Source organism: Bradyrhizobium sp. AUGA SZCCT0182 (assembly GCF_018130185.1).
GTDB lineage: Bacteria > Pseudomonadota > Alphaproteobacteria > Rhizobiales > Xanthobacteraceae > Bradyrhizobium.
In genome coordinates this window covers 18,293-44,441 of record NZ_JAFCLY010000051.1, presented here as the reverse complement: position 1 = coordinate 44,441, position 26,149 = coordinate 18,293, and the positions used below count along the sequence as shown (strand labels likewise).

At 62.8% G+C, this 26,149-nt stretch carries 25 protein-coding genes; 16 read left to right on the top strand and 9 right to left on the bottom strand.

Translation table 11 applies throughout. The features are described 5' to 3' along the window. Positions 1-7 precede the first annotated feature (7 nt). A complete protein-coding gene (locus JQ611_RS35340) occupies positions 8-778 on the bottom strand; it encodes a hypothetical protein (RefSeq protein WP_212468048.1) in 771 nt (256 codons plus the stop codon). A 192-nt stretch (positions 779-970) separates the two neighbouring features. On the opposite strand from JQ611_RS35340, the gene JQ611_RS35335 reads away from it, so the two are divergent. The 7 genes from JQ611_RS35335 to JQ611_RS35305 all read left to right on the top strand — a co-directional run bounded on the left by JQ611_RS35335 (position 971) and on the right by JQ611_RS35305 (position 8,022). Further along, positions 971-1,738, top strand: a complete 768-nt coding sequence (locus JQ611_RS35335) for a hypothetical protein (RefSeq protein WP_212468047.1) — start codon at positions 971-973, stop codon at positions 1,736-1,738. Between the two features lie 212 nt (positions 1,739-1,950). Further along, the gene (locus tag JQ611_RS35330; protein WP_212468046.1) at positions 1,951-3,861 is read left to right on the top strand and encodes a propionyl-CoA synthetase; all 1,911 of its coding nucleotides are present in this window, start codon (positions 1,951-1,953) and stop codon (positions 3,859-3,861) included. A 199-nt stretch (positions 3,862-4,060) separates the two neighbouring features. Then, the gene (locus JQ611_RS35325) at positions 4,061-4,330 is read left to right on the top strand and encodes a hypothetical protein (RefSeq protein WP_212265197.1); all 270 of its coding nucleotides are present in this window, start codon (positions 4,061-4,063) and stop codon (positions 4,328-4,330) included. A gap of 13 nt (positions 4,331-4,343) precedes the next feature. Then, the gene (locus tag JQ611_RS35320) at positions 4,344-4,550 is read left to right on the top strand and encodes a DUF6494 family protein (RefSeq protein WP_212209855.1); all 207 of its coding nucleotides are present in this window, start codon (positions 4,344-4,346) and stop codon (positions 4,548-4,550) included. Between the two features lie 185 nt (positions 4,551-4,735). Beyond that, positions 4,736-4,954 (top strand): alkylphosphonate utilization protein, encoded by a 219-nt coding sequence (locus JQ611_RS35315; protein ID WP_212265195.1) that lies wholly within the window; start codon positions 4,736-4,738, stop codon positions 4,952-4,954. A gap of 263 nt (positions 4,955-5,217) precedes the next feature. Further along, a complete protein-coding gene (locus JQ611_RS35310; protein WP_212468045.1) occupies positions 5,218-7,707 on the top strand; it encodes an ATP-binding protein in 2,490 nt (829 codons plus the stop codon). A gap of 54 nt (positions 7,708-7,761) precedes the next feature. Then, entirely contained in the window at positions 7,762-8,022 is a 261-nt protein-coding gene (locus JQ611_RS35305) for a SemiSWEET transporter (protein ID WP_192735299.1), read from the top strand. 94 nt (positions 8,023-8,116) lie between these two features. Here the strand turns inward: JQ611_RS35305 and JQ611_RS35300 are convergent, their stop codons facing one another. Beyond that, positions 8,117-8,815, bottom strand: a complete 699-nt coding sequence (locus JQ611_RS35300) for a DUF1013 domain-containing protein (protein ID WP_212265193.1) — start codon at positions 8,813-8,815, stop codon at positions 8,117-8,119. Between the two features lie 219 nt (positions 8,816-9,034). Between JQ611_RS35300 and ispH the strand changes: the two genes are divergently transcribed. Genes ispH through rnhA form a run of 3 tightly spaced genes read left to right on the top strand, consistent with a single transcriptional unit; the run spans position 9,035 to position 11,457 of the window. After that, positions 9,035-10,012, top strand: a complete 978-nt coding sequence (ispH, locus tag JQ611_RS35295; protein ID WP_212265192.1) for a 4-hydroxy-3-methylbut-2-enyl diphosphate reductase — start codon at positions 9,035-9,037, stop codon at positions 10,010-10,012. A gap of 12 nt (positions 10,013-10,024) precedes the next feature. Further along, positions 10,025-11,005 (top strand): homoserine kinase, encoded by a 981-nt coding sequence (locus JQ611_RS35290; RefSeq protein WP_212265191.1) that lies wholly within the window; start codon positions 10,025-10,027, stop codon positions 11,003-11,005. After that, a complete protein-coding gene (rnhA, locus tag JQ611_RS35285; RefSeq protein ID WP_212209851.1) occupies positions 10,993-11,457 on the top strand; it encodes a ribonuclease HI in 465 nt (154 codons plus the stop codon). The genes JQ611_RS35290 and rnhA overlap by 13 nt, the downstream gene beginning before the upstream one ends. A gap of 284 nt (positions 11,458-11,741) precedes the next feature. Here rnhA and JQ611_RS35280 read toward each other — a convergent pair whose 3' ends face one another. The 6 genes from JQ611_RS35280 to JQ611_RS35255 form a co-directional block, all read right to left on the bottom strand. Continuing rightward, positions 11,742-12,227, bottom strand: coding sequence for a peroxiredoxin (locus JQ611_RS35280; protein ID WP_192735294.1), 486 nt, complete (start codon positions 12,225-12,227; stop codon positions 11,742-11,744). A gap of 169 nt (positions 12,228-12,396) precedes the next feature. Further along, entirely contained in the window at positions 12,397-12,951 is a 555-nt protein-coding gene (locus JQ611_RS35275) for a DUF924 family protein (RefSeq protein ID WP_212468044.1), read from the bottom strand. A 28-nt stretch (positions 12,952-12,979) separates the two neighbouring features. Then, positions 12,980-14,662, bottom strand: coding sequence for a long-chain fatty acid--CoA ligase (locus JQ611_RS35270; RefSeq protein WP_212265188.1), 1,683 nt, complete (start codon positions 14,660-14,662; stop codon positions 12,980-12,982). Positions 14,663-14,845: 183 nt separating this feature from the next. Continuing rightward, complete coding sequence (locus tag JQ611_RS35265) at positions 14,846-16,321, bottom strand: D-alanyl-D-alanine carboxypeptidase family protein (RefSeq protein ID WP_212386385.1); 1,476 nt, start codon at positions 16,319-16,321, stop codon at positions 14,846-14,848. A gap of 225 nt (positions 16,322-16,546) precedes the next feature. Next, positions 16,547-18,325 (bottom strand): glucan ABC transporter ATP-binding protein/ permease, encoded by a 1,779-nt coding sequence (locus JQ611_RS35260; RefSeq protein ID WP_212468043.1) that lies wholly within the window; start codon positions 18,323-18,325, stop codon positions 16,547-16,549. A 93-nt stretch (positions 18,326-18,418) separates the two neighbouring features. Beyond that, positions 18,419-19,483 carry an ABC transporter substrate-binding protein gene (locus tag JQ611_RS35255; protein WP_212468042.1) on the bottom strand — a complete coding sequence of 355 codons (1,065 nt, stop codon included), beginning with the start codon at positions 19,481-19,483 and terminating at the stop codon, positions 18,419-18,421. Positions 19,484-19,741: 258 nt separating this feature from the next. Between JQ611_RS35255 and JQ611_RS35250 the strand changes: the two genes are divergently transcribed. From JQ611_RS35250 to JQ611_RS35230, 5 genes are all read left to right on the top strand, one after another. Beyond that, positions 19,742-20,170, top strand: coding sequence for a hypothetical protein (locus JQ611_RS35250; RefSeq protein WP_212265184.1), 429 nt, complete (start codon positions 19,742-19,744; stop codon positions 20,168-20,170). A 139-nt stretch (positions 20,171-20,309) separates the two neighbouring features. Beyond that, the gene (hisE, locus tag JQ611_RS35245; protein ID WP_212265183.1) at positions 20,310-20,753 is read left to right on the top strand and encodes a phosphoribosyl-ATP diphosphatase; all 444 of its coding nucleotides are present in this window, start codon (positions 20,310-20,312) and stop codon (positions 20,751-20,753) included. Positions 20,754-20,798: 45 nt separating this feature from the next. Further along, positions 20,799-21,398 carry a YqaA family protein gene (locus tag JQ611_RS35240; protein WP_212265182.1) on the top strand — a complete coding sequence of 200 codons (600 nt, stop codon included), beginning with the start codon at positions 20,799-20,801 and terminating at the stop codon, positions 21,396-21,398. A gap of 68 nt (positions 21,399-21,466) precedes the next feature. Further along, positions 21,467-22,066 carry a hypothetical protein gene (locus JQ611_RS35235; RefSeq protein ID WP_249133702.1) on the top strand — a complete coding sequence of 200 codons (600 nt, stop codon included), beginning with the start codon at positions 21,467-21,469 and terminating at the stop codon, positions 22,064-22,066. Between the two features lie 227 nt (positions 22,067-22,293). Continuing rightward, positions 22,294-23,262 (top strand): nitronate monooxygenase family protein, encoded by a 969-nt coding sequence (locus tag JQ611_RS35230; RefSeq protein WP_212265181.1) that lies wholly within the window; start codon positions 22,294-22,296, stop codon positions 23,260-23,262. 175 nt (positions 23,263-23,437) lie between these two features. Here JQ611_RS35230 and JQ611_RS35225 read toward each other — a convergent pair whose 3' ends face one another. Next, positions 23,438-24,922, bottom strand: a complete 1,485-nt coding sequence (locus JQ611_RS35225) for an aldehyde dehydrogenase family protein (RefSeq protein WP_212468041.1) — start codon at positions 24,920-24,922, stop codon at positions 23,438-23,440. Positions 24,923-25,036: 114 nt separating this feature from the next. Between JQ611_RS35225 and JQ611_RS35220 the strand changes: the two genes are divergently transcribed. Then, entirely contained in the window at positions 25,037-26,125 is a 1,089-nt protein-coding gene (locus JQ611_RS35220) for a substrate-binding domain-containing protein (protein WP_212386388.1), read from the top strand. Positions 26,126-26,149: the final 24 nt, after the last annotated feature.

The following is a 26,149-nucleotide window of genomic DNA, read 5'->3' as shown; positions in this document are numbered from 1 at the left end:
GCTTCCGCTACTGCGCCATCGCCAATATGCCGCCGGCAAAGGAGTGCCACATCGGCGTCATGCTGATCGGCCAGTTCAGCAGCTTCACGGCGATCAGCGCGGCGCCGCCATAGATATAGACCGGATGCGGGCGGCCACGCGTGCGCCAGTCGTGCACGATGGCAACTACGAGCAGCAGATAGGCGACGAAGGCCGGCGGGATGGTGACCGGCACCGGCGGCGGGCCGAGCGGCCCGGGAGGCGCCAGGAAGGTGAGAAACCAGCGCGCCACGGCCGCATCCAGCAGCGAAATGCCGGCCAGCAGCATCAGCCGCTTGTGGGTTTCGCCCCGGCGGATGTTCGCAATGGCCAGCGCGAACACCACCGCAAAGAAAACAATGCCGCTGAGCGGGACGATCGCAAACGCGACGCCTTCACCGGTCAGCCCCGCCGCCGCCGATCGCTTCATCGCGTTGACCGCAACCAGGAAGCCGAAAATCGTCATCGCGGTCGCCAGCGACACGCCGATCATTCCGATTGCGCGGTGCCGGGTGACATTTCCCGATGCGGCGAGCCAGGTCTGGAACGCAAAGTAGAGCGACCAGGCAAAAAACAGCAGGCCGTGAAAATGGACGACGGGCGAGGCTGACAGCGATCGCGACATCATCGGGAGCCAATAGGTCGGGGCAAAGCCGAGAAACGCGACGGCCGTGCAGGCCAGCGCCATGTAGAAGTAAAAATAGCCGGTTTGGGAATACGCGATCGCGCGCGGCGGAGTCGTGTCGGTCAGGATGGTCATGGATTTGAGTCGACCGGGAAGGGGAAAGGTTCAACGAAAATTCTTCAATGGATAGACACACTTGCACGCGAAAAGCGCGGCTTCCCGGACGTCATGTTTCAGCCAAAATCGAAATTCGCGTTAGCCGCTGTCGGAAGCGCACCTCGCTTGCTAGGATTGTCCGTCGTCGAGAGCGTTTTTCCGGGTCTGTTGATGCGAGGTTGTCCTATCATCCGCAATATTGTCGTCGCTTCCCTGCTGTGGACGGCGTTCGTGCAAACCGCCTTTGCAACCGGCGCTGAGCCAGCCAGGGATCCGCAAGTCGACCCCGCGCCTTGCATTGCGGCGGCGGCGGCCAATGACGACGACAAGACCATCAGCATTTGCGGCGCGTTGATCGGCAACGAAAAGACCGCGAGGTCCGACCGCATCAAGGCATTGATCGCGCGTGGCGGCGCCAACGATCGCAAGGATCTGATCGACCGCGCCATTGCCGATTATGACGGCGTGCTGCGGCTCGATCCGGCGCTGGCCGATATCTTCAACGCGCGCGGCGAACTCTGGCGCAAGAAGGGCGACCGGCCGAGGGCATTGCAGGACTTCGGCGTGGCGATCAAGCTCAACCCGGAGCATCCCACCGCGCGCGGCAATTACAAATCGCTGGCGCAGGAACTCGAGCGTCTCGGCGCGCTGATGGCGGTCTACAACAAGCCGAGCTTCAACTGCGCCACCACGAAGCAGCCGGTGGAAAAGGCGATCTGCGCCAGTCCGGACCTTGCCAAGTTTGACCGCGAGATCAGTGCCGTGAATACCAAGGTGGTCCGCGATGCGAGTGCCGACAGCCCGCGCGCCCGTGCCCTGCAGCGTGAGCAGGATGATTTCGTCGCCCGCCGCAGCGCCGCCTTCGGCCAGCCGGGTTACGATTTGCGGAGGGCCATGAAGGAACGGCTCGACCAATTGCTGGCGATCGAGTCGCGCTGAATGGTGGTCGGGCTTTAGCCGATCGCCAAGTTGTTCCGGCTTGATCTCGCGCCGCTTCCCGTGACAATGCGTGGCAAATATGATTGCCGCCCCGTCGTCATGGCCGGGCTTGTCCCGGCCATCCACGTCTTGCTTATCCAACTGGCAGCAAAGACGTGGATGCCCGGGACAAGCCCGGGCATGACGAGTGGGTGGGCCACGGGAGAAACGCCATGAACATCCACGGAAAGAGCAGGTATCACGAAATCCACGCCCGCTCGCTCAGGGATCCCGAAGGATTTTGGGCCGAGGCGGCGCGTGAAATCGACTGGATCGAGGCCCCAAAGAAAATCTTCGATTCCACGATGGGACCCTACGGCCGTTGGTTCACAGATGGCGTCGTCAACACCTGCTACAACGCGCTGGACCGCCATGTCGCGGGCGGCCGCGCCGATCAGGTGGCGTTGATCCACGACTCGCCGCTGACCAGCACGGTCACCAAATTTACATATGCGCAGATGCTGCAGGAGGTGCAGACGCTCGCGGCCGTCATGCAGGATTTTGGCGTCACCAAGGGCGATCGCGTCATCCTCTATATGCCGATGGTCGCGGAGGCGGTGTTCGCGATGCTGGCCTGCGCGCGGATCGGCGCTGTTCACTCGGTGGTGTTCGGCGGTTTTGCAGCCAAGGAGCTCGCGAGCCGGATTGAAGATGCAAAACCAAAACTGATCTTCTCGGCGAGCTGCGGTATCGAGCCCGGCCGCATCGTGCAATACAAGCCGCTGCTCGACGAGGCGATCCGACTGTCGAGCGTCAAGCCGCAAACCTGCATCATCCTGCAGCGGCCGCAACAGGCCTGCGAACTTAACGAGGGCCGCGACCACGACTGGGCGCAATTACGCAGCGCCGCGCTCGATGCCGGCAAGGCCGCGCCATGCGTGCCGGTCAAGGCGATCGATCCGCTGTACATCCTCTACACCTCGGGAACCACGGGGATTCCAAAGGGCGTCGTGCGCGACAATGGCGGGCATCTGGTCGCGCTGAAATGGTCGATGTTCAACCTCTACGGCGTCAAGCCCGGCGAGGTCTGGTGGTGCGGCTCCGACATCGGCTGGGTGGTCGGCCACAGCTACATCATTTACGGACCGCTGATCCATGGCGCGACCTCGATCATGTACGAGGGCAAGCCGGTCGGCACGCCGGACGCCGGCGCGTTCTGGCGCGTGATCTCCGAGCACCAGGCGGTCGCCTTCTTCACCGCGCCGACCGCGTTCCGCGCCATCAAGAAGGAAGACCCCGATGGCACCTTCATCCGGAAATACGACCTGTCGAAATTCCGTAACCTGTTTCTCGCCGGCGAACGCGCCGATCCGCCGACGGTGGAATGGGCCGAGCAGCAGTTGAAGGTGCCTGTCATCGATCACTGGTGGCAGACCGAAACCGGCTGGTGCATCGCCGGCAATCCGGTGGGGCTCGGCATGCTGCCGGTCAAGCACGGTTCGCCGACGGTGCCGATGCCGGGCTATCAGGTCGACGTGGTCGACGAGGCGGCAAGACCGGTGCCCGCGGGCACCATGGGCTCGATCGTCATCAAACTGCCGATGCCGCCGGCCTGCCTGCCGACGCTGTGGGAGCAGGAGGCGCGTTTCAGGGAAGCCTATCTCACTGAGTTTCCCGGCTATTACAAAACCTCCGACGCCGGCTACAAGGACGAAGACGGCTATGTGTTCGTGATGGGCCGCACCGACGACATCATCAACGTCGCCGGCCACCGGCTTTCCACTGGCGGCATGGAGGAAATCCTGGCCTCGCATCCCGACGTCGCCGAATGCGCCGTGCTCGGCATCAAGGATGCGATCAAGGGCGAGGTGCCCTGCGGTTTTCTGGTGCTGAAGGCCGGGGTTTCGAAGAGCCCGGCGGAGGTCGAGAAAGAAGTCGTGGCGCTGGTGCGCGACAAGCTCGGCCCGGTCGCCGCCTTCAAGCTTGCGATCACGGTCGGCCGCCTGCCCAAAACCCGCTCCGGAAAGATCCTGCGCGGCACCATCAAGAAAATCGCCGACGGCGATGCCTGGACCATGCCGGCGACCATCGAGGATCCCAAGGTGCTCGACGAAATCGGCGACGCGCTGAAGGGCAGGGTGTAGCTGCTAGCACCGTCATTCCGGGATGGTGCGTTAGCACCAGACCTCAGGTGCGCAATTGCGCACCGGGGAATCTCGAGATTCCGGGTTCGATGCTGCGCATCGCCCCGGAATGACGGGTTTCATTCCAGCAAAATGCCTTGATTTCGATGGATTGCCGGGTCAAGCCCGGCAATGACGAAACCGGACCCATGGATCAGTCATGCGACATAACCCCGCTCGACTTCTCATCGCGCTGCTACTCACCGCCCCGCTGCTCGCCGGCTGCCTGGAGAAGGGCCAGCCGACTATGGCCGATACCAGCGCCGACGACGATGCGTTCTGCCGCGCCAACAATGTGGCGCCGGGGTCGAACGACTACGTCATCTGCCGCAAGAACCGCGACGTGCAACGCGGCAATGCCAACGCCCGCACCGACCGTGCCCAGCGAAACCTCGCCGAGCAAATGCTGAACAACCCGACCAGGCCGTGATCAGGAGGTCATCATGAACGAAGACGTTTTCAACACCAGCCTGCGCGGCTTTCTCAAGAAGGTCGGCATCACCTCGCAGCGCGAAATCGAAAAAGCCGTCCGCGACGCCCTCGCCAGCGGCCGCCTCAAGGGCAACGAAAAACTGCCGGCCAAAATGGTTCTCACCATTGGCGGCATCAGCCTCACGCACGAGATTAACGACGAGATCGAATTGGGCTGAGCGAACGCCTTCCTTCCCCTCTCCCCTTGGGGGAGAGGGTGGCTGCGATGCGGAGCATCGCAGACGGGTGAGGGGTTGTCTCCGCGGATAGAAACCCCTCATCGGGCGCGCTTCGCGCGCCACCTTTTCCCACAAGGGGAGAAGGAAGAAAGAAGCACTTCAGCCTTTTTGGAAAGACGTAATTCATGGACATCAAGGTCAGAGATTCCAACGGCGCGCTGCTTGCCGAGGGTGACACCGTCACGCTGATCAAGGACCTGAAGCTGAAAGGCTCATCCACCGTGCTCAAGCGCGGCACCGTGATCAAGAACATCCGCCTCACCGACAACGAAGACGAGATCGAAGGCCGCACCGACAAGGTCAAGGACCTGGTGCTGCGCACGGAGTTTTTGAAGAAGGCGTGAGGAGTTTTGCCGCTACCCTCGCGGATGCAATCCCGCGACGGCTCGGCATCAACGGCGATCGGCGACGCAAGGCGTGTATTCCATCGCGACAAGGCTGGCATTGAAGGCTGTGCGCGGGTGAGCTGCACAGGGAACCGGATTGCGCTTGTCAGACCTCCTCAGAGACTAGATACTGAGAGGGCGAGTGATTTCATTGAAGAATCATCGGAAGAGATTCGAGCAGCAATTTAAACTTAATTGCGTATGCCGACCGGGTTTGCACCATGCGTTCGGAGTTGGCACAAACTGCACAAACGGATGCACCCTCGGGTTCCTTGTCGGTCGCATGGCCACCATGGGCCGTCTCAATCGCGGTCGCGGTCGCTTATTTCCTTGCAGCGCGTCTTAGCCTCGCTCTGACCGACAAGGCGGACGGCGTCGCGGTGTTCTGGCCGGCAGCGGGCATAGCGGCTGGATTCATGGTGGCGCTCGGTTCGACCGCGCGGTGGCCGGTCGTCGTCGGCGTGGTCGCGGCCACCTTCGCCGCCAATCTGCTCGGCGATCGCAATCTTGCCAGCACGGCGTTTTTCGCGGTGGCCAATGCGGGTGGAGGACTCATTGTCGCAGGGCTCATCCAGCGATTTTATGACGCGCCATTTGAGCTCAACAGGCTGCGTCGTGTCTTCGGATTGTTCGGCGCCACGATAGCTGCATCCCTCGTTAGCGGTATCGTCGGCACGCTCGGCTTCGTGTTCTTTGACCCGTCTAGCTCATCCGCCGTGACTATATGGCGCAACTGGGTAGCTTCCGAGACGCTGGGGAGTATTACAGTCGCGCCGCTTGTGATCGGGCTGGCTTCATTCCTGCGTGACGCTCCGCCAAGGCGCGAAATCGTGGAGGGCGCCTTCGCGCTCGCGATCGTCGGTACACTATGTTTGCTCCTGGTCTCTCTTCCCTATGCGCCCTGGACGCTCGAACTGGCGATTGCCTCGCTCTGTCCGCTGTTCGTGTGGATCGCCGCCCGCGTTCGCCCCGCCTTTACGGCCGTCGCAACATTCATGTGCGCGATCACGGTCGTATGGACGACAATATTTGCCGTCGGCCTCTTCGGCGATGCGCGGTTGCCGCTTGAGGAGCGTATCCTGTCCGCCCAGGCGACCATTTTGGCCATCTCGTTCGGCGCGCTGGTTCTGGCGGCGCTGTTCAGCGAGCGGCGGATACACGAAACCGTGATCGTCGAAAGAGAACAGCGGCTGGAAGAAGCGCTTCGGGCCGGCGGCGTAATAACCTTTGATTGGGATCTTCGTACAGGACTGATACGGCTCAGCCAGAACGCGGTGGAAATCCTGGGGCTTGGCCCGAAGCAATCGCTCAGCAGCGATGAATGGCTGCGACAGATCCATCCCGATGATCGCCGGTCCGTCACCGCTCGCTTGAACATCGCCTCACCGGACGAACGCTCGCATTCGCTGACATTCCGGTTTCTGCGGCCGGATGCAGGCGGCGAAGTGTGGTTGGAGCAGGTTGCGGTTACGCATTTTGATGCGGAGGGAAGCCCCGCACGTATCAACGGGCTGACGACCGACGTCACGACGCGGAAGCAGTTTGAACAAGAGGTTTCCCGCGCCTGGAAATCGGCGGCATCGGCAGACCAGGCAAAGACCAGCTTTCTGTCCGCCGCCAGCCATGATTTGCGACAACCGTTGCAAACGCTTCGATTCCTGCAATCGGCGCTTGAACCGCACCTGCCGCACGGGGAGGCGCGCACTCTCGTCGGCGGAATAGCGCGATCCCTCGACACCATGTCCAGCATTCTGTCGAGTCTGCTGGATGTCAATCGCCTGGAGGCCGGAGATCTCCGTCCGTCGAAGAGCGACTTCGCGATCAATGACGTGTTTGATTCTCTGGCAGCCGATTTCCTCAATTCCGTCGCTGACAAGGGGCTGCGGTTGCGCCTGGTCCGGTCCGAACTCACGGTCCGCAGCGACAAGGGGATGCTCGAAGCGATGTTGCGCAATTTGCTGTCGAATGCGGTGAGATACACCGATCGAGGGACAATCCTGCTGGGTTGCCGGCGCGCGGGCGACAACGTTCGGATCGAGGTCTGGGATAGCGGCGTCGGCATCGCGCAAGATCAGTTGCCTCACATATTTCAGGAGTATTATCAGGGTGCGCATGGCACCGAGCGCGGTGGTTTTGGATTGGGTCTGGCCATCGTCAGGCGTATGGGGAAGGTGCTGGACCACAGGATCGATGTGCGGTCTACGCCCGGCACGGGCACCGGGATTTCGATTGAGGTTCCGCGTGGAGACTTAAGCCGCGATGCTGCCGAAAGCGCGCAGACGCCAGGGTTGGAAGGGGCGGACCTCCCCGGCATGATACTCGTCGTCGAAGACGAGACGAGTGTGCGCTCCTCGCTGCACCGCCTGCTGAAAGCGCGCGGTATAGAGGCGATCATGGTTGCAACGGCGGACGAGGCGCTGGTTCGGATCAGCCGGCAGGAGGTTCGTCCCGACTTGCTGATATGTGACTACAATCTTCGCGGATCGGCGAACGGTGTGGACACCGTTAAGATCCTGCGCGCGGCACTTGGCTGGAGTGTCCCGGCCATTGTCATGACGGGTGACATCCGGTCGGAAGTCGTCGACTCGGTTGCTGCGCATGGCATTCCGATCCTGACCAAGCCGTTCCTGACGAGCGAACTGCTGCAGCACATTAAGCGGCTTCATCAGGGATCGGCTTCCAGCAATCCGACCAGTCTGGCTGGAGTGTGATCGCGTATACCGGTGCCGTTCATTACACCTTCGAATCGATGCTATAAGAAGCCCATGGAACCGATTGTCATCAAACTGCTGGGGTTTGCGGCCGCGACGTGCACGACGCTGGCTTACGTCCCGCAATTCGTAAAAGTCTGGCGAACCCGCTCGACGGAGGACATTTCGCTCGGAATGTTTCTCGTCATGGTGGTCGGCATCCTGCTGTGGCTGGTGTACGGCCTGCTTTCCGGAGATGGGCCGTTGATCGTCGCCAATGCCATCACGATCGTGCTGGCCGGCGGAGTTTTGTTCATGAAACTGAAATACGGTTGAGCACCTAGGCATTGAAATACAAAAGCCTGCCAATACAAAAACGCGGCAGGTTGCCCCGCCGCGTTTGAAATCCCGTAACCGGAATACGGGAAACCTATTCCTCTTCGTCGTCCTGCTTCTTGCCGCCGATCCCCTTCAACTTCGCAAACACCGCATCCACGTTGAGGTCGTCGCGCTGCTTTTCGGTCGGCTCGAATTCCGGCTCCTTCTTGGTGGTCTCGGAGGCCGGCAGCAGGGTGGCGCCGCCGTAGGCCGCGGGGACCGGCTTTTCCTTGGCGGCGCGCTGCACCTCGAAATCGAGCTCGATCTGCGAGCACAGGCCCAATGTCACCGGGTCCATCGGGGTCAGGGTCGAGGCGTTCCAGTGGGTGCGGTCGCGCACTGAGGCAATGGTGGTCTTGGTGGTGCCGACCAGGCGCATGATCTGGGCGTCCTTCAGCTCGGGATGGTTACGCACCAGCCAGAGGATCGCGCTCGGCCGCTCATGGCGGCGCGACACCGGGGTGTAGCGCGGGCCCTTTTTCTTGGCCGCCGGGGGCAGGGTAACCTTGCTCTCGCCGAGCTTGAGGCGGTAATTCGGGTCCTTTTCGCCCCTTTCGATCTCGTCGCGGCTCAATTGGCCGGTCGAAATCGGGTCCATGCCCTTGATGCCCTGCGCCGCGTCGCCGTCGGCGATGGCGCGGACCTCCAGGGGGTGCATTTTGGTGAAATCGGCCACCTGGTCGAAGGTCAGCGCGGTATTATCAACCAGCCACACGGCAGTCGCCTTTGGCATCAGCGGTGCATTGCTCATGGCAAATCTCCTTTGTGCCTCGCCCACCTCTTTTGGAGGCGAAGTCTGCGGTCATCGGGGATGACGGGAATTCCGGGCCTATATACCCCTTGAGGGCCTATTGGCGCAATGGCCTGCTAAAGTGCCTTGACAGCGCCCAAAAGCAGCCCCAAGTCCTTATACGAATTGGCCGTTCCCCGCCCACTGGCGAGGGGTGATTCGGTCCCTGAGATAGCCCCCATGTCTTCCTTGTCAGCGTCAGCCAAACCCGACCTGAAAATCGTGCTTTGTTCCCCCCGCGGCTTCTGTGCCGGCGTGGTACGGGCAATCGACACCGTCGAGCGGGCGCTCGCGATCTATGGCGCCCCCGTCTATGTCCGCCACGAGATCGTGCATAACCGCTATGTCGTGGACAGCCTGAGGACCAAGGGCGCGATCTTTGTCGAGGAACTGGCCGAAATTCCCGACAATACCAACGCACCGGTGGTGTTCTCCGCCCACGGCGTGCCGAAGTCGGTTCCGGCGGACGCCCGCGCGCGCAATTTTTTCTCGCTGGATGCCACCTGCCCGCTGGTCACCAAGGTGCACCGCGAGGCCGCGATCCATTTCAAGCGCGGCCGTGAAATCCTGCTGATCGGGCATTCCCATCATCCGGAAGTGGTCGGCACGCTCGGCCAGTTGCCGCCGGGCGCGGTGACGCTGATCGAGACCAACGAAGACGCCAAGACGTTCACGCCGAAGAACCCGGACAACCTTGCCTTCGTGACCCAGACGACGCTGTCGATCGACGACACCGCCGAGATCGTCGCGATGCTGAAGGAGCGTTTCCCGAACATCTCCGGCCCGCACAAGGAAGACATCTGCTACGCCACCACCAACCGCCAGCTTGCGGTGAAGAAGGTGGCGCCGGTGGTTGACGCCCTGATTGTGGTCGGTGCGCCGAACTCGTCGAACTCGCAGCGCCTGCGCGAAGTCGCCGAGCGCGAGGGCTGCCCGGTCTCGGTGCTGGCGCAGCGCGCCAGCGATCTCGACTGGTCGCGGTTCGAAGGCATCAAGAGCCTCGGCATCACGGCGGGCGCCTCCGCGCCGGAAGTGATCGTCGAGGAGATCATGGGCGCGTTCGCGGAGCGCTATACGCTGCATGTGGAGACGGTCTCGGCCGCGGAAGAAAACGAATTCTTCCCGCTGCCGCGTTCGCTGCGGCCCGACGCAGCTTAGGGCGCGTCTGCCATGGCGGTTTACACGGACGTTGCCGCCGAAGACCTCGCGGAGTTCCTCAAGAGTTACGATATCGGCGAATTGCTCTCCTACAAGGGCATCGCCGAAGGCGTCGAGAATTCCAACTTCCTGATGCACACCAGCAAGGGCGCCTATATCCTCACGCTGTATGAAAAGCGCGTGGCGGTGGACGATCTGCCTTACTTCCTGTCGCTGATGGCGCATCTGGCCGAGCGCGGCGTGCATTGCCCGCAGCCGGCGAAAAACCGCCAGGGCGAAGTCTACAGCCATCTCGTCGGGCGGCCTGCTGCGATCATCAATTTCCTCGAAGGCATGTGGCCGCGGCGGCCCAACGCCGCGCATTGCAGCGGCGTCGGCGGGGCGCTCGCCAAAATGCATCTGGCGGGCGGCGACTTTCCGATGTTCCGGAAAAATCCGCTGTCGGTCGAGGGATGGCGGCCGCTGTTCGACCTGTCGGCGCCACGTGCCGACACCGTGCAGCCGGGTTTGGGCGATTTCATCGCCCGCGAACTCGATCACCTCGAGGCGAACTGGCCAAAAGATCTGCCGCTCGGCGTCATCCATGGCGATCTCTTCAACGACAACGTCTTCTTCCTCGGCGACAAGCTGTCCGGGCTGATCGACTTCCCGTTTTCCTGCAACGATATCCTGGCCTACGACGTCGCGATCTGCCTCAACGCGTGGTGCTTCGAGCCGGATCATTCCTTCAACGTCACCAAGGCGCGGGCGCTGCTCGGCGCCTATGGCCGCGAACGGAAATTGTCCGATGCCGAGCAGGATGCGCTGCCGCTATTGGCGCGCGGCTCCGCGCTGCGCTTTTTGCTGACACGTCTGGTCGATTTCCTCGACGTGCCGCCGGGCGCGCTGGTGAAGCCGAAAGACCCGCTCGAATACGTCCGCAAGCTGCGCTTCCACCAGAGCGTCCAGTCCGCGCGCGATTACGGCCTGATGCAGGCGGGATGCGCTGCGTGAGCGATTCCAAGCCGCATGTCACGGTATTCACCGACGGCGCCTGCTCGGGCAATCCCGGCCCCGGCGGCTGGGGTGCGATCCTGAAATTCGGCGACACCGAAAAGGAATTGAAGGGCGGCGAAGCGCACACCACCAACAACCGAATGGAATTGATGGCGGCGATCTCGGCGCTGGAAGCGCTGAAGAAAGCCTGCGTCGTCGACCTCACCACCGACAGCCAATATGTGCGCAAGGGGATCACGGAGTGGATCCACGGCTGGAAGCGCAACGGCTGGCGCACGTCCGACAAGAAGCCGGTCAAGAATGTCGACCTGTGGCAGCGCCTCGACGCGGCGCTGAAGGCGCATGAGGTGCGCTGGCACTGGATCAAGGGCCACGCCGGTCACGACGAGAACGAACGCGCCGATCAGCTGGCCCGCGACGGCGTCGCGATGGCACGGTTGAAGGCGTAGGCTGACGCGCCACGCGATGCCGCGATAACCACAGCTGTCATCACCCGCGAAAGCGGGTGATCCAGTATTCCAGACCCGATTGAGATAAAGCCGAGAGGCCGCGGCGTACTGGGTCGCCCGGTCAAAGCCGGGCGATGACAGTTGTATGTGTGGCTACACCATCAACCCGTCATTGCGAGCAAAGCGAAGGCAATCCATAGAGCGGTAAAGCAAGTATGGATTGCTTCGTCGCTTTGCTTCCTTGCGCAAACGCTTTGCGTTTGTCGCAGGCAATGACGAATAACTTACAGCTGCCCCAGCAGCGTATCGCCGCCGGAGACCTCGACCTTGCCGGGGGCCGGCTCGAGGTTGAGCTTCTTGACGACGCCGTCTTCCACCAGCATCGAATAGCGCTTGGAGCGGATGCCGAGGCCGTTGCCGGAGGCGTCGAGCTCCATGCCGATGGCCTTGGTGAAGTCGGCGTTGCCGTCGGCGAGGAAGGTGGCTTCGTCACGCTGGTCGGTGTCGCGCTTCCAGGCGTTCATCACGAAGGCGTCGTTGACGGAGACGATCGCGATGGTGTTCACGCCCTTGTCCTTGATGGCGTAGGCGTTGAGGAAGATGCTCGGCAGATGCATCTTGTGGCAGGTGCCGGTGTAGGCGCCGGGCACCGCGAACAGCGCGACCTTCTTGCCCTTGAAAATATCGTCGGTGGTTTTGACTTGCGGCCCTTCCGCCGTCATCACGCGAAACTTGGCTTCCGGCAGCTTGTCGCCAACTTGGATCGTCATCGTCAATTCTCCCTCAATGTGCGGATAGGTCTTATAGCGTTTTCGAGCGAAGTGGGTACCGGTTCGCGTGAAGAAAACGCGCCAAAACAAGACTAACCTTTGCGGATGACCGGCACAATATTCGGTGTCCCGGAAACGGCAATGCCGCCTTGCGTTCACCGTTCTGTCATCAGCCGGTAAACCCGCCGGCGTCGAGGAATGCCTGTTCTTCAGGCGTCGTTTCGCGCCCCAGGATGCGGTTACGGTGCGGAAAGCGCCCGAACCGGCGGATGATGTCGGCGTGATGCTCGGCGTATTCCCTGTTTTCGGTATTGGCCGTGCCGCTGAACAATTCGATGCAGCGCAGCTGGTCGGGCAAATGTTCCGAATGCATGAACGGCAGATAGAGGAATTCGAGCAACGCCGGGTCGATGGGCTTGTCGGTGCCCCGGTCGATGGCGCGGGCGGCGACGTCGCGCGCCAGCCTGTCGCTCGCATAGGTCAGGGCGTCACCACGAAACATGTTGCGGGGAAACTGGTCGAGCACGATGGTGAGCGCCAGCGCGCCGTCATCGCTGGCTTCCCAGGACGACAACTCGCCCGCGGCCGCCTTCCGCCACAGCTCGAGATACCGCTGACGCACTTCCACGTCGAACGCATCGTCACGCTTGTACCAGCGGTCGTGGCCGGCTTCGCGCCAGAATTTCAGGATGTCAGCCGGCGTGGTGTCGCGAGCGTCAGTCATGATCCGACGCTCGCTCCACGGCTCGGTCTCAGGCCGCGGCCTTCTTTTCGTCGCGCAGCTCGCGGCGCAGGATCTTGCCGACATTGGTCTTGGGCAGGTCGGCCCTGAACTCGATCTGCTTGGGGACCTTGTAGGCGGTCAGCTGCGTGCCGCAGAACTTGATGACGTCGTCGGCCGTGAGGTTCGGGTCCTTCTTGACGATGAAGGCCTTGACCGCTTCGCCCGATTTTGCGTCCTGGACGCCGATCACGGCGCATTCCAGCACGCCCGGATGGCTGGCGATCACTTCCTCGATCTCGTTCGGATAGACGTTGAAGCCGGAGACCAGGATCATGTCCTTCTTGCGGTCGACGATCTTGGTGTAGCCGTCCGGCGTCATCACGCCGATGTCGCCGGTGCGGAAGAAGCCGTCCGCCGTCATTACGTTCGCGGTCTCTTCCGGCCGGTTCCAGTAGCCGGCCATCACCTGCGGACCCTTGGCGCAGATCTCGCCGGCTTCGCCGAGCGGCACTTCATTGCCGTCGTCGTCGCGGATCGAGAGGTAGGTCGAGGGCACGGGAATGCCGATCGAACCGGAGAACTTGTCGGTGTCGGCCGGGTTGCAGGTCAGCGTCGGCGAGGTTTCCGACAGGCCGTAGCCTTCCGACAGTGCGCAGCCGGTGACCTTGAGCCATTTCTCGGCCACGGCCTTTTGCGTCGCCATGCCGCCGCCGAACGAGGTCTTCAGCTTGGAGAAGTCGACCTTCTCGAAACCGGGCGAGTTCAACAGGCCGTTATACAGCGTGTTGACCGCCGGGAAGCTGTTGACCTGGTATTTCATCAGCTCCTTGATGAAGCCCTGCATGTCGCGCGGGTTCGGGATCAACAGATTGACGCCGCCGGCCCGCACCCCGAGCAGGAAGCACGCCGTCAGCGCGAAGATGTGATAGAGCGGCAGCGCGCAGACGATGAACAGTTCGTCGACATGCGGTGGCTTCTTCAGCGCCGGCTGCAGCCAGGCGTCGTTCTGCAGCACGTTGGCGAGGATGTTGCGGTGGAGCAGCGTCGCGCCCTTGGAAACGCCTGTGGTGCCGCCGGTATATTGCAGGAAGGCGACGTCATCGCGGCTGAGCTGCGGCTTGTTGAGCTTCATGCCGCGGCCGGCGGCCAGCGCGTCGTTGAAGGAGATGGAGCCTGGGATCGACCAGGCCGGCACCATCTTCTTCACCTTGCGGACCACCAGGTTGACGATCACGCCCTTGAAGCCGAGCAGGTCGCCCATGCTGCCGACGATCACATGCTTGACCGCGGTCCTGGCGATCACCTGCTGCACCGTGGTGGCGAAATTCTCCAGCACCACGATCGCCTCGGCGCCGGAATCCTTGAGCTGATGTTCGAGCTCGCGCGGGGTGTAGAGCGGGTTGACGTTCACCACCGCATAGCCGGCGCGCAGCACGGCGGCGGTCGAGACCGGATACTGCAGCACGTTCGGCATCATCAGCGCGACGCGGGCGCCCTTTTGCAGGCCCTTGCTCTGCAGATAGGCGCCAAGGGCAGCCGACATCTGGTCGAGGTCGCGGTAGCTGATCGACTTGTCCATGCAGATGAACGCCTTGCGGTCGGCGAACTTCTTGAAGCTCTCTTCCAGCAACTCGACGAGCGACGAGTACTGATTGACGTCGATATCGGCGGGCACGCCGGCCGGATATTGCTTGAGCCAGATCCGCTCCATGGTATTTCCCCTCTGGTTAGTTCCCGATTTCTCGAATTCTTGGGCCGGGATGCCTTGTTTTGGGCAGTATTGAGAATGCCGCCGCCGATGGCAAGCGGCTGCGCGCTATCGACGCATTGGGAATCGACAAGTCGACGTCCGGAACGGGCGAAAACTGCCTGATTGCGGGGCCTTGCGGGCCCGTTAACCAGCCGGTTTGGATTCGCTCTTAGGTTTTGCGGCGGCCTTGGGCTTGGCGGGCTTCGCGGCCGGCTTGTCGCCCGAAGCGGCAGGCTTCTCGGCAGGCCTGGCGGCGGGCTTGGCAGCTGCAGCAGGCTTTACAGCTGCCACGGGCTTTGCGGCGGCAGCAGGCTTTGCGGCGGCGGTGTCCGGTTTGACATTCGCGTGCCGGGCCGCGGCCGGCTTGGGCGCGGGTTTTGCGTCGGATTTGGCGGCGGTCTTGGCATCAGTCTTGGGCTTATCCGCGTCCGGCTTCTTCGCAGCGACCGCGACCTTCGATTTCTTGCCGCGCCGCGTGGTCTGCTTTTGATCATCCGCGGCCACTGCGGCAATCAGCTCCGGACCGGTCTTCTTCGGGCCGGTATAGACCACCATGGGCTCGCCAGCCGTGTACGCCGTCGCGAGCAATTCCGATGGCTTTGCCGTCGGCGCCTGCAGTCCGGCGGAAAAGAACGCCAGCGCCGGGCTTTCACCACTGGCGGCGGCCAGCGTCGTGTCCGCATCCTCGTCGGTGGCGGGTCGCTTGCGCCTGCCGTTGCACATCTCCTCGCGCAGGTTCGGCGGCGTGGCGTCGATCGGCACCAGATTGTCGACGGTGCCGAGCGAGGGTCGCAACCATCCCAGCCCGTTGCTGGCAAAGCCGCGCTCCAAGAGCTGGGCGGCGCGCACCGCGCGCGCCTGGCCGGAGGTCGAGCCGAGCACGACCGCGATCAGCCGCTTGCCGTCGCGTGTCGCCGAGGCCACCAGATTGTATCCGGACGCGCAGATGAAGCCGGTCTTGAAGCCGTCGGCGCCGGCATAGCGGCCGATCAGCTTGTTGAAATTGTTGGTGGTGCGGCGGCCGAAACGGATCGCCGGGATGTGCATGAAATATTCGTATTCGGGCAGATCGCGAATCACGGCACGCGCCAAAATCGCAAGATCGCGCGCCGAGGTGATCTGGCCATCGGCGGGCAGGCCGTTCGGATTGACGTAGCTCGTCTGCGTCATGCCGAGCCGCTGTGCGGTCGCGTTCATCATCCCCGAGAAGCCGTCGACGGAGCCGCCGACGCCTTCGGCGAGCACCACGGCCATGTCGTTGGCCGACTTCACCATCACCATCGCCAGCGCGTTTTCGACGGTGACTTGCGTGCCCGGCTTGAAGCCCATCTTCGACGGCGACTGCGATGCCGCCACCGGCGAAACCGTCAGCACGCTGTCTAGGCGCAGGCGTCCTTCCTTGACGGCTTTGAGCGTGACGTAAGCCGTCATGATCTTGGTCACCGAGGCCGGATACCAGGGCATCGTCGCATTTTCGGCCTGCAACACCTTGCCGGTTTCGGCTTCGACCACCAGCAACGCCTCGGCGTGCGCGGCGCGGGGCGTTGCGACCGCAAGCGCGGCGACGAGCAGGATCAGGTTCAACAATGGATGGCGAAGCAGCGGGCGAAGAAAATGCACTTTTGCGTTCCGGTCCTTTGAGACCCGCCTTCGAAAAAGGAGGTCCTGAAATCTGACGTTCGGGTTTCAAGCGTGCGATCTTGAAACCAAATTTGCGCCGTCGCTCACGGCGGCTGCAAACCTATACCGGCTTGTTGATCGAGAACAGAGGCCGGGCAATTAAATCGTGGACGAAAAGGCGCAATTTCGCCGATAATTCAATGCGGATGGCGGCGCAGGGGCGGGCTATTGTGTCTCGATGCTGGCCCGCGCGTCGGCCTGCACCATGAACTGGGCCCGCGCGAGTTCCGCAAAGCGGCCGCCTTTGGCCACCAGTTCATCGAAAGTTCCACTTTCGATCACGTGGCCGTTGTCGAACACCAGGATGCGCGTCGCGTTGCGGATGGTCGAAAGCCGGTGCGCGATCACGAAGGTCGTGCGGCCCTTCATCACTTCGTCGAGAGCGGCGTTGACTTTTGCCTCGGTGACCGCGTCGAGCGCGCTGGTGGCCTCGTCGAGGATCAGGATCGGCGGGTCCTTCAACAGCGCGCGCGCGATCGACAGCCGTTGCCGTTCGCCGCCGGACAGCATGCGGCCGCGCTCGCCGGCATGGGTCTCGAATTTCTTGTCGCTGCGTTCGATGAATTCGAGCGCCTGCGCCCGCGACGCCGCGATGCGCATTTCCTCTTCGGTGGCGTCCGGTTTGCCGACGCGCAGATTGTCGGCGAGCGAGCGGTTGAACAGCAGGGCCTCCTGGAACACCACGCCGATATTCCGCCGCAGCGCCGTCAGCTTCAGGCCGCGGACATCCATGCCGTCAATTTTGATGATGCCGGACTGCGGATCGAACGCACGATGCAGCAGCGCGATCGCGGTCGATTTGCCGGCGCCGGTCGGGCCGACCAGCGCGATGGTCTGGCCGGGCAAAGCGGTGAAGGAAAGATCCTCGATCGCGGGCCGCTTGCCGTCATAGGAGAACGAGACGTCGTTGAATTCGATCAGGCCGGAGAGCCGCCCGGTGTCCATTGCGCCGGGCCGGTCGCGCACCGCGGGCACGGCGTCCAGCACGTCGAAGAATTCCTGCAAGCGCGGCGCTTCCATGAACACGCTGTTGATGAAGCTCACCACCTGTTCGAGCTTCTGGATCAGCATGGTCGCGAAGCTCACGAACATCACGATCTCGCCGACGGTCGTCAGCCCCTGCCCGTGCAGCACGATGCCGACGGTGAAGATCGCGAGCACGGTGATGGTGGTGGAGGCGCGGGTGATCACGGTGACTAGCGCCCACCAGCCGAGCACCGGCATCTGCACCGCGAGCAGCTTGTCGGCGACATAGCGCAGGCCCTGCACCTCGGCATCGATGCGCACGAAGCTCTGCACCAGCGCGACGTTGCCGAGCGCGTCGGAAGCGCGCGCGGAGAGGTCCGAGTAATGCTCCTCGACCTCGCTCTGCATGCCATAGGTCTTGCGCACCACCAGCGTGGTCAGCACCGTGAACACCACGCACAGCAGGAACAACAGGATCGCCATCCGCCAGTTGATGTAGAGCGACAGCGGCAGCAGCACCACCAGCGACATGATCGCGGCAAAGTGCTCGCGGAAGAATCCGAGCCAGAGCCGCCACAGTGAATCCGTGCCGTTCAGCATCACCTTCATCAGCCGCCCGGAATGGGTGCCGGTGTGGAAGGTCAGCGGCAGCTGCATGATGTGCTCGAAATAGTCGGTCAGCACCGCCTGGCGCTGGCGGTGCGCCAGCTTGTCGGCATGGAGCGCGACGAGGGCGCTGCAGGCGATAGTGAACAGACCGAACCCCACCCAGGCCGCCAGCAGCGGCCAGGCTCCTGATGACGACAGCGGACCCGGCGCGGGCTTGCCGGAGAGCACGTCGATGATCTTGCCGAACAGCACGGGCTCGGCGAATTGCGCGCCGGCCAGCAGCAGATTGGCGCCGGCCAGAATCCAGCCCAGCCGCGCCTCTTTGCCGAGCAGCTCGAGCACGCGGGTGTAAAGGCGAATCATGGACATGCCGCAAGCAGTGGAGGGGGCAACGGGGCGATCAGTCGAGCCGCATTCTAATCAGGGATCGCCGCCGAGAACCAGCGTCCGCGCGACTTTTACTCAATTGATCAGCCGGCCGTTGACGGGGGGCAGGAACTGGTCGTCGAAAATATCAGCCGCTACCGGCCGCTTCTGGAATTTGAAGCCTTCCGCGAGTTGATCGATCGACCGCTCGAACCTCGCAATATCGATGCCGCCGATGCCGTTGCGCCTGACCTCCCCGGTCAGGATATTGTCGCGCAGGATGGCGTTCAGCCGTTCGAGCTCCAGGTCGTGCGAGCCGCCGTCCATGCGGTTGACGATCTCGGTCACGGCGGCGGCGGGGTCCTTGATGGCCAGGTGCGTGCCGCCGATCACCGCCCGCACAAATCCCTTCACGGCTTCCGGCTTGGCCGCCGCCAGCGCCGGGTTGACGACAATGGCGAAACCGTAGGCGTCGCAGCCATAGTCGGCGAATTTCAAGACCGCCAGATCGTCGGCCGGCACGCCACGGTCTTTCAGGTTGATCGCCGACAGATAGGAAAATCCGGTGACGGCATCGATCTGGCCCGCCGACAGCATCGGCTCGCGCACCGCGGCGCTGATATTGCTTTGCTTGACGCTCGCGATCTTGACGCCGTTCTGCTTCGCCACCGCCGGCCATAGCCGGATCGAAAGATCGCCCTCGGCGACGCCGAGATTCTTGCCTTCGATGTCCGACAGCGCCCGGACGCCGCGGCTCTTGCGGGCGATGATGGCGTAGGGTGCCTTGTTGAACAGCACGAACACCGCCTTGACCGGCGGGACGCCCTGCTTGTCCTTGTCGCGAAAGCGCACCAGCGCGTTGATGTCGACCAGCGCGAAATCGCTGGTGCCCGCTGCGACGCGCGCGATCGCATCCGGCGATCCGCTGGCGATGTTGATGGTGACGGCGAGCCCCTCGGCGGTGAACAGGCCGCCGGTGGCCGCCATCACGAACGGCGCGTCCGTCGCATCGATCGGCCGGTCGAGCGAGAACTGGATCGCGAGCGGCGGCCGTGGTTCGTCCGCGGCAAGGCTCGGCCCCGCACCAAAGCAGGCCACTCCGCAAAGGCCTGCAAGCGAGGCCAGCATCGAGCGAAGGGCGTTGGTTCGGCGTGCACGCATAGAGCTTACGTCACTGGGAGATGGGACACGTTGCCGCGTGGGCCAAGATTGTTGGATCGCAGGTCTGTTTCAGGACAAGAACACCGGCATTACAAGCCTTAAACGCAGGCATTCTGTCGCATCCAACGTGAACGGGCGATGACTGCCACGATTTGGCCAGAGATCGTTCAGCTTGCATTTGGTTTGGGGAACCTAATATCCGCTCGGTGGTTAGCAATTCGAGGCCTGTCAGGCCAAGCTCCCACGGAGGATATTGAGATGTTTGCACGATCAGGAGTGTTTTCATCGATCGGCCGCGCCGGCGCGGTGGCGACGGTTGTCGCGGTAGCCCTGACGGCCTACCAGCCGTCGGCAGCTTTCGCCGGCTCCGCGCCCGCCAAGGGCGTAACGGCCACGACCGGCACCAGCGACGCGACCGACTTCAGCTCGCGCGGCAGGAGATATTATGGCGGCGGCGGCGCTGCGGCGGCTGCGGCCTTCGCCGGCATCGTCGGCACCGGTATCGCGATTGCGGCCACCCAGAACCGCCGTGCTTATTACGGTGACAGCTACGGTTATTACGATGGCGGCCCGGCCTATTACGCTGCTCCCCCGGCCTATTACGGCGGCGGCCCGTACTACGGCGGTGGCTATTACGGCGGCGGTAACCAGTACTATGGCGGCTACAAGAATCCCAACGCCTGGTAATTCCAACGCCTTGTAATTGCGCGCGTTGCTAAGGCCGCTGTTAAACACGAATCCACCGGCCGCATCCGGCCGGTGGATTTTTTTGGTTGTCAAGCCGGCCGTTAACACGCTGGCCACGGCTTTCGATTAGGTTTGAGGGATGAGTGATTCGCTCGAACGGCTCTATCAGGCGGTGCTCGCGGCCAGGGATCTCGATCCGGCAATTTCGCGAACGGCGCGGCTGTTTCAGCGCGGCCCGGCCAAGATGGCCAAGAAGCTGGCCGAGGAAGCCATCGAAGTCGTGATCGACGCCGTCAACGGCGATACCGATGCGGTGGTCCGCGAGAGTGCTGATCTTCTCTACAACCTGACCGTTCTGTGGGCGGCCGCCGGCGTCAAGCCCGAGGATGTCTGGCGCGAGATGGCGCGGCGCGAGCTGATGCTCGGCATCGCCGAGAAGCTGCCGAAATCGACGGTCAAGGCGCCCAAAGCGATTCCTGACAAGGAGGCCTCCGCCAAGGCGTTACCCAAAGCGGTGACACCACCTGCGGTTCGGCGGCGAATTGTCGCGCTGGAAGGCCGCAGCCTGCGAAAGCGGCACTAAATCTTCCAAAATTCAGTCGTTTGCCGGCATGGACAAATCCGCTCCATGATGGTTCATGCGGCCATGCTTAAACGATCTTACGACTGGTTCATCGGCGCCGCCGACAAGCCCTACGCGCTCTGGATTTTGGCGGCGGTATCGTTCGCTGAAAGCTCCTTCTTCCCGATCCCTCCCGACGTCATGCTGCTGCCGATGTCGCTGGCGCGGCCGAAGCGGGCATGGTGGTTCGCGACCGTGTGCACGATCGCCTCGGTGGCCGGCGGCGTGGTCGGATATGCGATCGGCGCGTTGCTCTACGACTCGGTCGGGCAGTGGCTGATCAACGTCTATGGTCTCAGCGGCAAGGTCGAAGCGTTCCGGCAGTCCTATGCCGAATGGGGCGCGCTGATCATTATCGGCAAGGGGCTGACCCCGATCCCCTACAAGCTTGTCACGATCACGTCAGGGTTCGCCGGCTACAATATCTGGCTGTTCATCCTGTGCTCGATCATCGCGCGGGGCGGCCGGTTCTTCGTGGTCGCGATCCTGCTCAACCGTTACGGCGACCTCATTCGCAGCGAGTTGGAAAAGCGCCTCGGCCTCTGGGTTGCGATCGGCGCCGCGGTGCTGGTGCTCGGGTTCGTCATTGCGGTCAAATTGGTCTGACCCGCGCGCGGGGCGCTGTGCCGGCCCAAAGGCTTCAGAACACGCCCGCTTCGGGCTACGCTCGCTCCATGCCTGATCGAATCGGCCATCTTTTCAAGTCATTCGGGACGGCGTTCGCGGTCGCTTGCCTCGCGCTGTCGATGCTGGCGCTCGCCTCGGACGCCGGCTGGTCGCAAGGCGCGCCTCAGCCCTCGCTCGGCGTGCAGTCACCGTCCCAGCAGCCGGTGCCGCAAGGACCGGCGCCGCAGCAGATCGAACCGCCGCCGCAGCCGGAAAATCCCGGCCTGATCAACGAAATCGGCAAGCTGCTCGAGAAATCCAAATCGATCCTGCCGAGCCTGAAGAGCCCGGGCGAGTCCGACCCCAACAGCCGCGCCAAGGATACTGAAAAGGATGCTGCAAAGGATACCGGCGACAGCCGGTCGAACCTAGCGCTTCCGTCGATCATGGTCACAGGACGCGCGGCCTGCCTGGTGTCGGCCAATGGCGCGCCGGACTGCAAGGCGGGGGCCGACAAGCTGTGCCAGACCAAGGGTTACAGGGAAGGCAAGAGCCTCGACACCGACGCGGCCGAGAAATGCTCGCCGAAAGTGTTCATCCCAGGCCGCAAGCGTGAGCCGGGCGACTGCAAGACCGAAAATTACGTGACGCGCGCGATATGCCAATAGCGTATGATGCGGACCCGCAGGGCCGCGTCAGCGCAAAGCGGGCGCCGGTTTTCCCTCGGGACAAACTCGGGAGCGTTTGCCCGGAGATCATGCGCAAAAAAATAGCGCCAAAACGCAATACTTGACACTGGAAAGATTGCCTTGTTGGTATGACGTCTGGCATCTCTTGAGACACCTCTCGGGTCATGCCCATGCCAGTTCCGGAACACGCATAAGGATTGCTTCGAATGTCCATGCCTGCCTTGTTCAAGGGCCGTCTGTCGATCCCCGTCATCGCTGCGCCGCTGTTCATCATTTCCGTGCCTGATCTCGTGATCGCGCAGTGCAAGGCGGGTGTGGTCGGATCGTTTCCGGCGCTGAACGCGCGGCCGCCGGCGCTGCTCGACGAATGGCTGGCGCGGATCAAGGAAGAACTCGCGGCGCACGACAAGGCGCACCCGGAAGCGCCCTCGGCGCCGTTCGCGGTGAATCAGATCGTGCACAAGTCGAACAACCGGCTCGATCAGGATCTGGCGCTTTGCGAAAAGCACAAGGTGCCGATGATGATCACCTCGCTCGGTGCGCGCGAAGAGCTCAACCAGGCCGCGCATGGCTGGGGCTGCATCGTGTTCCACGACGTCATCAACCAGAAATTCGCGCACAAGGCGGTTGAGAAGGGCGCCGATGGCCTGGTCCTGGTGTCGGCGGGCGCCGGCGGCCATGCCGGCGAGATCTCGCCATTGGCCTTCGTGGCCGAGACCAGGCAATGGTTCGACGGTCCGATCGCGTTGTCGGGCGCGATTGCCAACGGCCGGGCCATTCGCGCGGCACGCATACTGGGTGCCGACTTCGCCTATATCGGCTCGGCCTTCATCGCCACGGCGGAGGCCAATGCGGTGGAAGGCTACAAGCAGATGATCACGGCCTCAGGCGCGGAAGACATCGTCTATTCCAACCTGTTCACCGGCGTGCACGGCAACTATCTGAAGCCGTCGATCGTCGCCGCCGGCATGGATCCCGACAATCTGCCGACCTCGGATCCGTCGAAGATGAGTTTCGGCACGGATGCTTCGGGTGAGCGCGCCAAGCCGAAGGCTTGGAAGGAAATCTGGGGCAGTGGCCAGGGCGTCGGCAGCGTGGAAAAAATTCTGCCAGCGGCCGAACTGATCGCAAGGTTCAAGAAGGAATACGCCGAAGCGATCGATCCGCCGCTGTGATGACTTCTCCCTTCTCCCCTTGTGGGAGAAGGTGCCTTCGCGAGAGCGAAGGCGGATGAGGGGGCTCTATCCGCGGAGAGAACCCCTCACCCGTCCGCGATGCTGCGCATCGCGTCCACCCTCTCCCACAAGGGGAGAGGGAAGAAGGCGACGCGCTATCGCCGACGCGCGACCATCACACGTTCAGATTCATCCACACCGCCTTCGGCTCGGTAAAATTCTCGATCGCGGCCGAGCCGTGTTCCCGGCCGAAACCAGAATCGCGCACGCCGCCCCATGGCAAGCGCACGTCGGTATAGCCATAGGTGTTGATCCAGACCGTTCCGGCCTTTGCATTCTTCGCGAAACGCTGCACCCGCCCGATGTCGCGGCTCCACACCCCGGCGGCGAGGCTGTAGGCGGTGCCGTTGGCGATCCGCAGCGCATCGGCTTCATCTCTGAACTTGATGACGCTGACCACGGGACCAAAAATTTCCTCCTGCGAGATGCGCATCTCGTGTTCGACATTGGCGAACACGGCGGGGCTGATGAAATAGCCGCTGGTGCCGACGCGTGTCCCGCCGGTGGTCAGCAGCGCGCCTTCCTGCTGGCCGATATCGACATAATCGAGGATGCTCTTCATCTGCTTTTCGGAAATCACCGGACCCAGCGCCGTGGCGCGATCACCGGGATCGCCGATGCGGATCGACTGGGCGCGTTGCGTCAGCCGTTCGACCACTTCATCGTAGACTTTCTCATGGACCAGCACGCGGGAGCCTGCCGAGCACACCTGCCCGGCGTTGAAGAAGATTCCTGAAGCCGCCGCCTTGCTGGCGGCCTCGATATCGGCGTCGTCGAAGATCACGTTGGCGGACTTGCCGCCGAGTTCGAGCGATACCCGTTTGAAGTTGCCGGCCGCACCGCGCAGGATGCCGCGGCCGACGCCTGGCGAGCCCGTGAACGTGACCTTGTCGACATCAGGATGATTGACCAAGGCGTCGCCGACGACCCGGCCGGGGCCGGTCACGATGTTGAGCACGCCCGGCGGCAGGCCGGCTTCCAGCGCCAGTTCGCCGATCCGCAGCGCCGACAGCGAGGTCAGTTCGGCGGGCTTCATCACGATGGTGCAGCCGCAGGCGAGCGCGGGCGCCAGTTTCCACATCCCGATCATCAGCGGAAAATTCCAGGGAACGATCGCCGCGACCACGCCGACCGGCTCGCGCACCGTGTAGGTCAGCGCATCGTCCCGCGTCGAGACCACCTCGTCGTGGATCTTGTCGGCCCAGCCCGCGTAGTAGGTCAGCGTGTCGATGGCGGCCGGAAGGTCCTGCCGCAGCACGCCTGAGATCGGCTTGCCGGCATCCAGGCTTTCGAGTGCTGCGATTTCGTCCGAATGCTTCTTCATCAGTTCTGCAAGACGGAGCAGGATCTGCCCGCGCTCGGAGGCGCGCATGCTGCGCCAGGGGCCTTCGAAGGCCCGGCGGGCCGCGGCGACGGCGCGATCGACGTCGGCCTCGTTGCCTTCGGCCACGGTGGCAATGACCTGTTCGGTGGCTGGATTGAGCGTCTTGAAGGTGCGCCCGGAGATCGAAGGCACGTGCTGGCCGTCGATCAGCAGCAACCGGGGCCTAGCGGCTGCGATCGCGGGTGCCGTAGCGGCGTAATCATATGCAATAGACATCATATTTTCTCCGTTTCTGTATTTCAAACTAGGAGGATATTCGGCGCAGTAAATATGATATGATCTGCCTATGGACTGCTAATATATGCAGTCCATTTCATAGGTTGAGAGCCAATGCACCACATCGAGATCGAAACCGTCTGGCGATTTCACAAGGAGGGCAGCCCGCAGACAGCCGTGGTGATGCTCGGAATTCTCAACGAGATCCGTAAAACCGGAAAACTCACCAGTGCGGCCACGCACGCCCAACTGTCCTATCGCCATGTCTGGAATCTGGTCGAGCAATGGTCGGATTTCTTTGGCGTGCCGCTGGTCGAGACCCAGCGCGGCAAGGGCACGACGCTGACCGCGTTCGGCGAAAAGCTGGTCTGGGCCGGCGAGCGGATGCAGGCGCGTCTCGGCCCGCAGCTTGAAAATCTCGCGCAGGAGCTCGCGACCGAGATCAAGCCCTTCCTGCACCAGCGTCCGTCCGTGATCCGCGTTCACGCCAGCCATGGCTTTGCGGTCTCGAAGCTGCGCGAACTGCTCGACCGCGAACCCGGGATCGGCGTCGATCTGCGCTATGTCAGCAATCAGAATTCGCTGCTGTCGCTGGCGCAGGGCGCCTGCGATCTCTCCGGCGTGCATTTGCCGCGCGGCGAGTTGCGGGCGCAGGGCATCCGGGCCTGCAAGGAATGGCTCGATCCGCGCGAAGACCGCGTCATCAGTTTCGTGACGCGCGAAATGGGATTGATGGTCAAGCCGGGCAACCCGCTCAAGATTGCATCCATCAAGGATATCGTTGATAGCAAGGCGCGCTTTGTGAACCGCGACCATGATTCCGGAACGCGGCTGCTGTTCGATCAGTTGCTTATCCTGCACAGGATCGACGAAGCGAAAATCAACGGCGCCCAGCAGATGGAATTCACCCACGCGGCGGTCGCCGCCTACGTCGCCAGCGGCATGGCCGATGTGAGCTTTGGCGTCGAGGCGGCCGCACGTCAGTTCGGACTCGATTTCATCCGATTGCTGACCGAGGATTATTTCTTTGTCTGCAAGCGCGCGTTTCTGGAGACCGAGCCGATGCGGCGCGTCATCGACATCATGAAGGGCCGCGAGTTCCAGCGCGAGGTGGCGAGCCTGCCCGGTTATGTCGCGACCAACACGGGTGTGGTCAGCAACGTCAAGGCGTTTTTGGAGAGCGTGGGTAGCGGAGCGGCGTGAGAATGGTATCGTTACGCCCATCCA

Excerpts from the sequence above, each read along its gene's own strand:
- hisE (WP_212265183.1), top strand. The coding sequence starts at position 20,310 with ATGAGTGATTCGCTCGAACGGCTCTATCAGGCGGTGCTCGCGGCCAGG.
- JQ611_RS35275 (WP_212468044.1), bottom strand. The coding sequence starts at position 12,951 with ATGACTGACGCTCGCGACACCACGCCGGCTGACATCCTGAAATTCTGG.
- JQ611_RS35290 (WP_212265191.1), top strand. The coding sequence starts at position 10,025 with ATGGCGGTTTACACGGACGTTGCCGCCGAAGACCTCGCGGAGTTCCTC.
- JQ611_RS35230 (WP_212265181.1), top strand. The coding sequence starts at position 22,294 with ATGTCCATGCCTGCCTTGTTCAAGGGCCGTCTGTCGATCCCCGTCATC.
- JQ611_RS35220 (WP_212386388.1), top strand. The coding sequence starts at position 25,037 with ATGCACCACATCGAGATCGAAACCGTCTGGCGATTTCACAAGGAGGGC.
- JQ611_RS35300 (WP_212265193.1), bottom strand. The coding sequence starts at position 8,815 with ATGAGCAATGCACCGCTGATGCCAAAGGCGACTGCCGTGTGGCTGGTT.
- JQ611_RS35235 (WP_249133702.1), top strand. The coding sequence starts at position 21,467 with ATGCCTGATCGAATCGGCCATCTTTTCAAGTCATTCGGGACGGCGTTC.
- JQ611_RS35330 (WP_212468046.1), top strand. The coding sequence starts at position 1,951 with ATGAACATCCACGGAAAGAGCAGGTATCACGAAATCCACGCCCGCTCG.
- JQ611_RS35255 (WP_212468042.1), bottom strand. The coding sequence starts at position 19,483 with ATGCGTGCACGCCGAACCAACGCCCTTCGCTCGATGCTGGCCTCGCTT.
- JQ611_RS35305 (WP_192735299.1), top strand. The coding sequence starts at position 7,762 with ATGGAACCGATTGTCATCAAACTGCTGGGGTTTGCGGCCGCGACGTGC.
- JQ611_RS35310 (WP_212468045.1), top strand. The coding sequence starts at position 5,218 with ATGCGTTCGGAGTTGGCACAAACTGCACAAACGGATGCACCCTCGGGT.
- ispH (WP_212265192.1), top strand. The coding sequence starts at position 9,035 with ATGTCTTCCTTGTCAGCGTCAGCCAAACCCGACCTGAAAATCGTGCTT.
- JQ611_RS35315 (WP_212265195.1), top strand. The coding sequence starts at position 4,736 with ATGGACATCAAGGTCAGAGATTCCAACGGCGCGCTGCTTGCCGAGGGT.
- rnhA (WP_212209851.1), top strand. The coding sequence starts at position 10,993 with ATGCGCTGCGTGAGCGATTCCAAGCCGCATGTCACGGTATTCACCGAC.
- JQ611_RS35240 (WP_212265182.1), top strand. The coding sequence starts at position 20,799 with ATGATGGTTCATGCGGCCATGCTTAAACGATCTTACGACTGGTTCATC.
- JQ611_RS35280 (WP_192735294.1), bottom strand. The coding sequence starts at position 12,227 with ATGACGATCCAAGTTGGCGACAAGCTGCCGGAAGCCAAGTTTCGCGTG.
- JQ611_RS35320 (WP_212209855.1), top strand. The coding sequence starts at position 4,344 with ATGAACGAAGACGTTTTCAACACCAGCCTGCGCGGCTTTCTCAAGAAG.
- JQ611_RS35260 (WP_212468043.1), bottom strand. The coding sequence starts at position 18,325 with ATGTCCATGATTCGCCTTTACACCCGCGTGCTCGAGCTGCTCGGCAAA.
- JQ611_RS35325 (WP_212265197.1), top strand. The coding sequence starts at position 4,061 with ATGCGACATAACCCCGCTCGACTTCTCATCGCGCTGCTACTCACCGCC.
- JQ611_RS35225 (WP_212468041.1), bottom strand. The coding sequence starts at position 24,922 with ATGTCTATTGCATATGATTACGCCGCTACGGCACCCGCGATCGCAGCC.
- JQ611_RS35335 (WP_212468047.1), top strand. The coding sequence starts at position 971 with ATGCGAGGTTGTCCTATCATCCGCAATATTGTCGTCGCTTCCCTGCTG.
- JQ611_RS35340 (WP_212468048.1), bottom strand. The coding sequence starts at position 778 with ATGACCATCCTGACCGACACGACTCCGCCGCGCGCGATCGCGTATTCC.
- JQ611_RS35270 (WP_212265188.1), bottom strand. The coding sequence starts at position 14,662 with ATGGAGCGGATCTGGCTCAAGCAATATCCGGCCGGCGTGCCCGCCGAT.
- JQ611_RS35250 (WP_212265184.1), top strand. The coding sequence starts at position 19,742 with ATGTTTGCACGATCAGGAGTGTTTTCATCGATCGGCCGCGCCGGCGCG.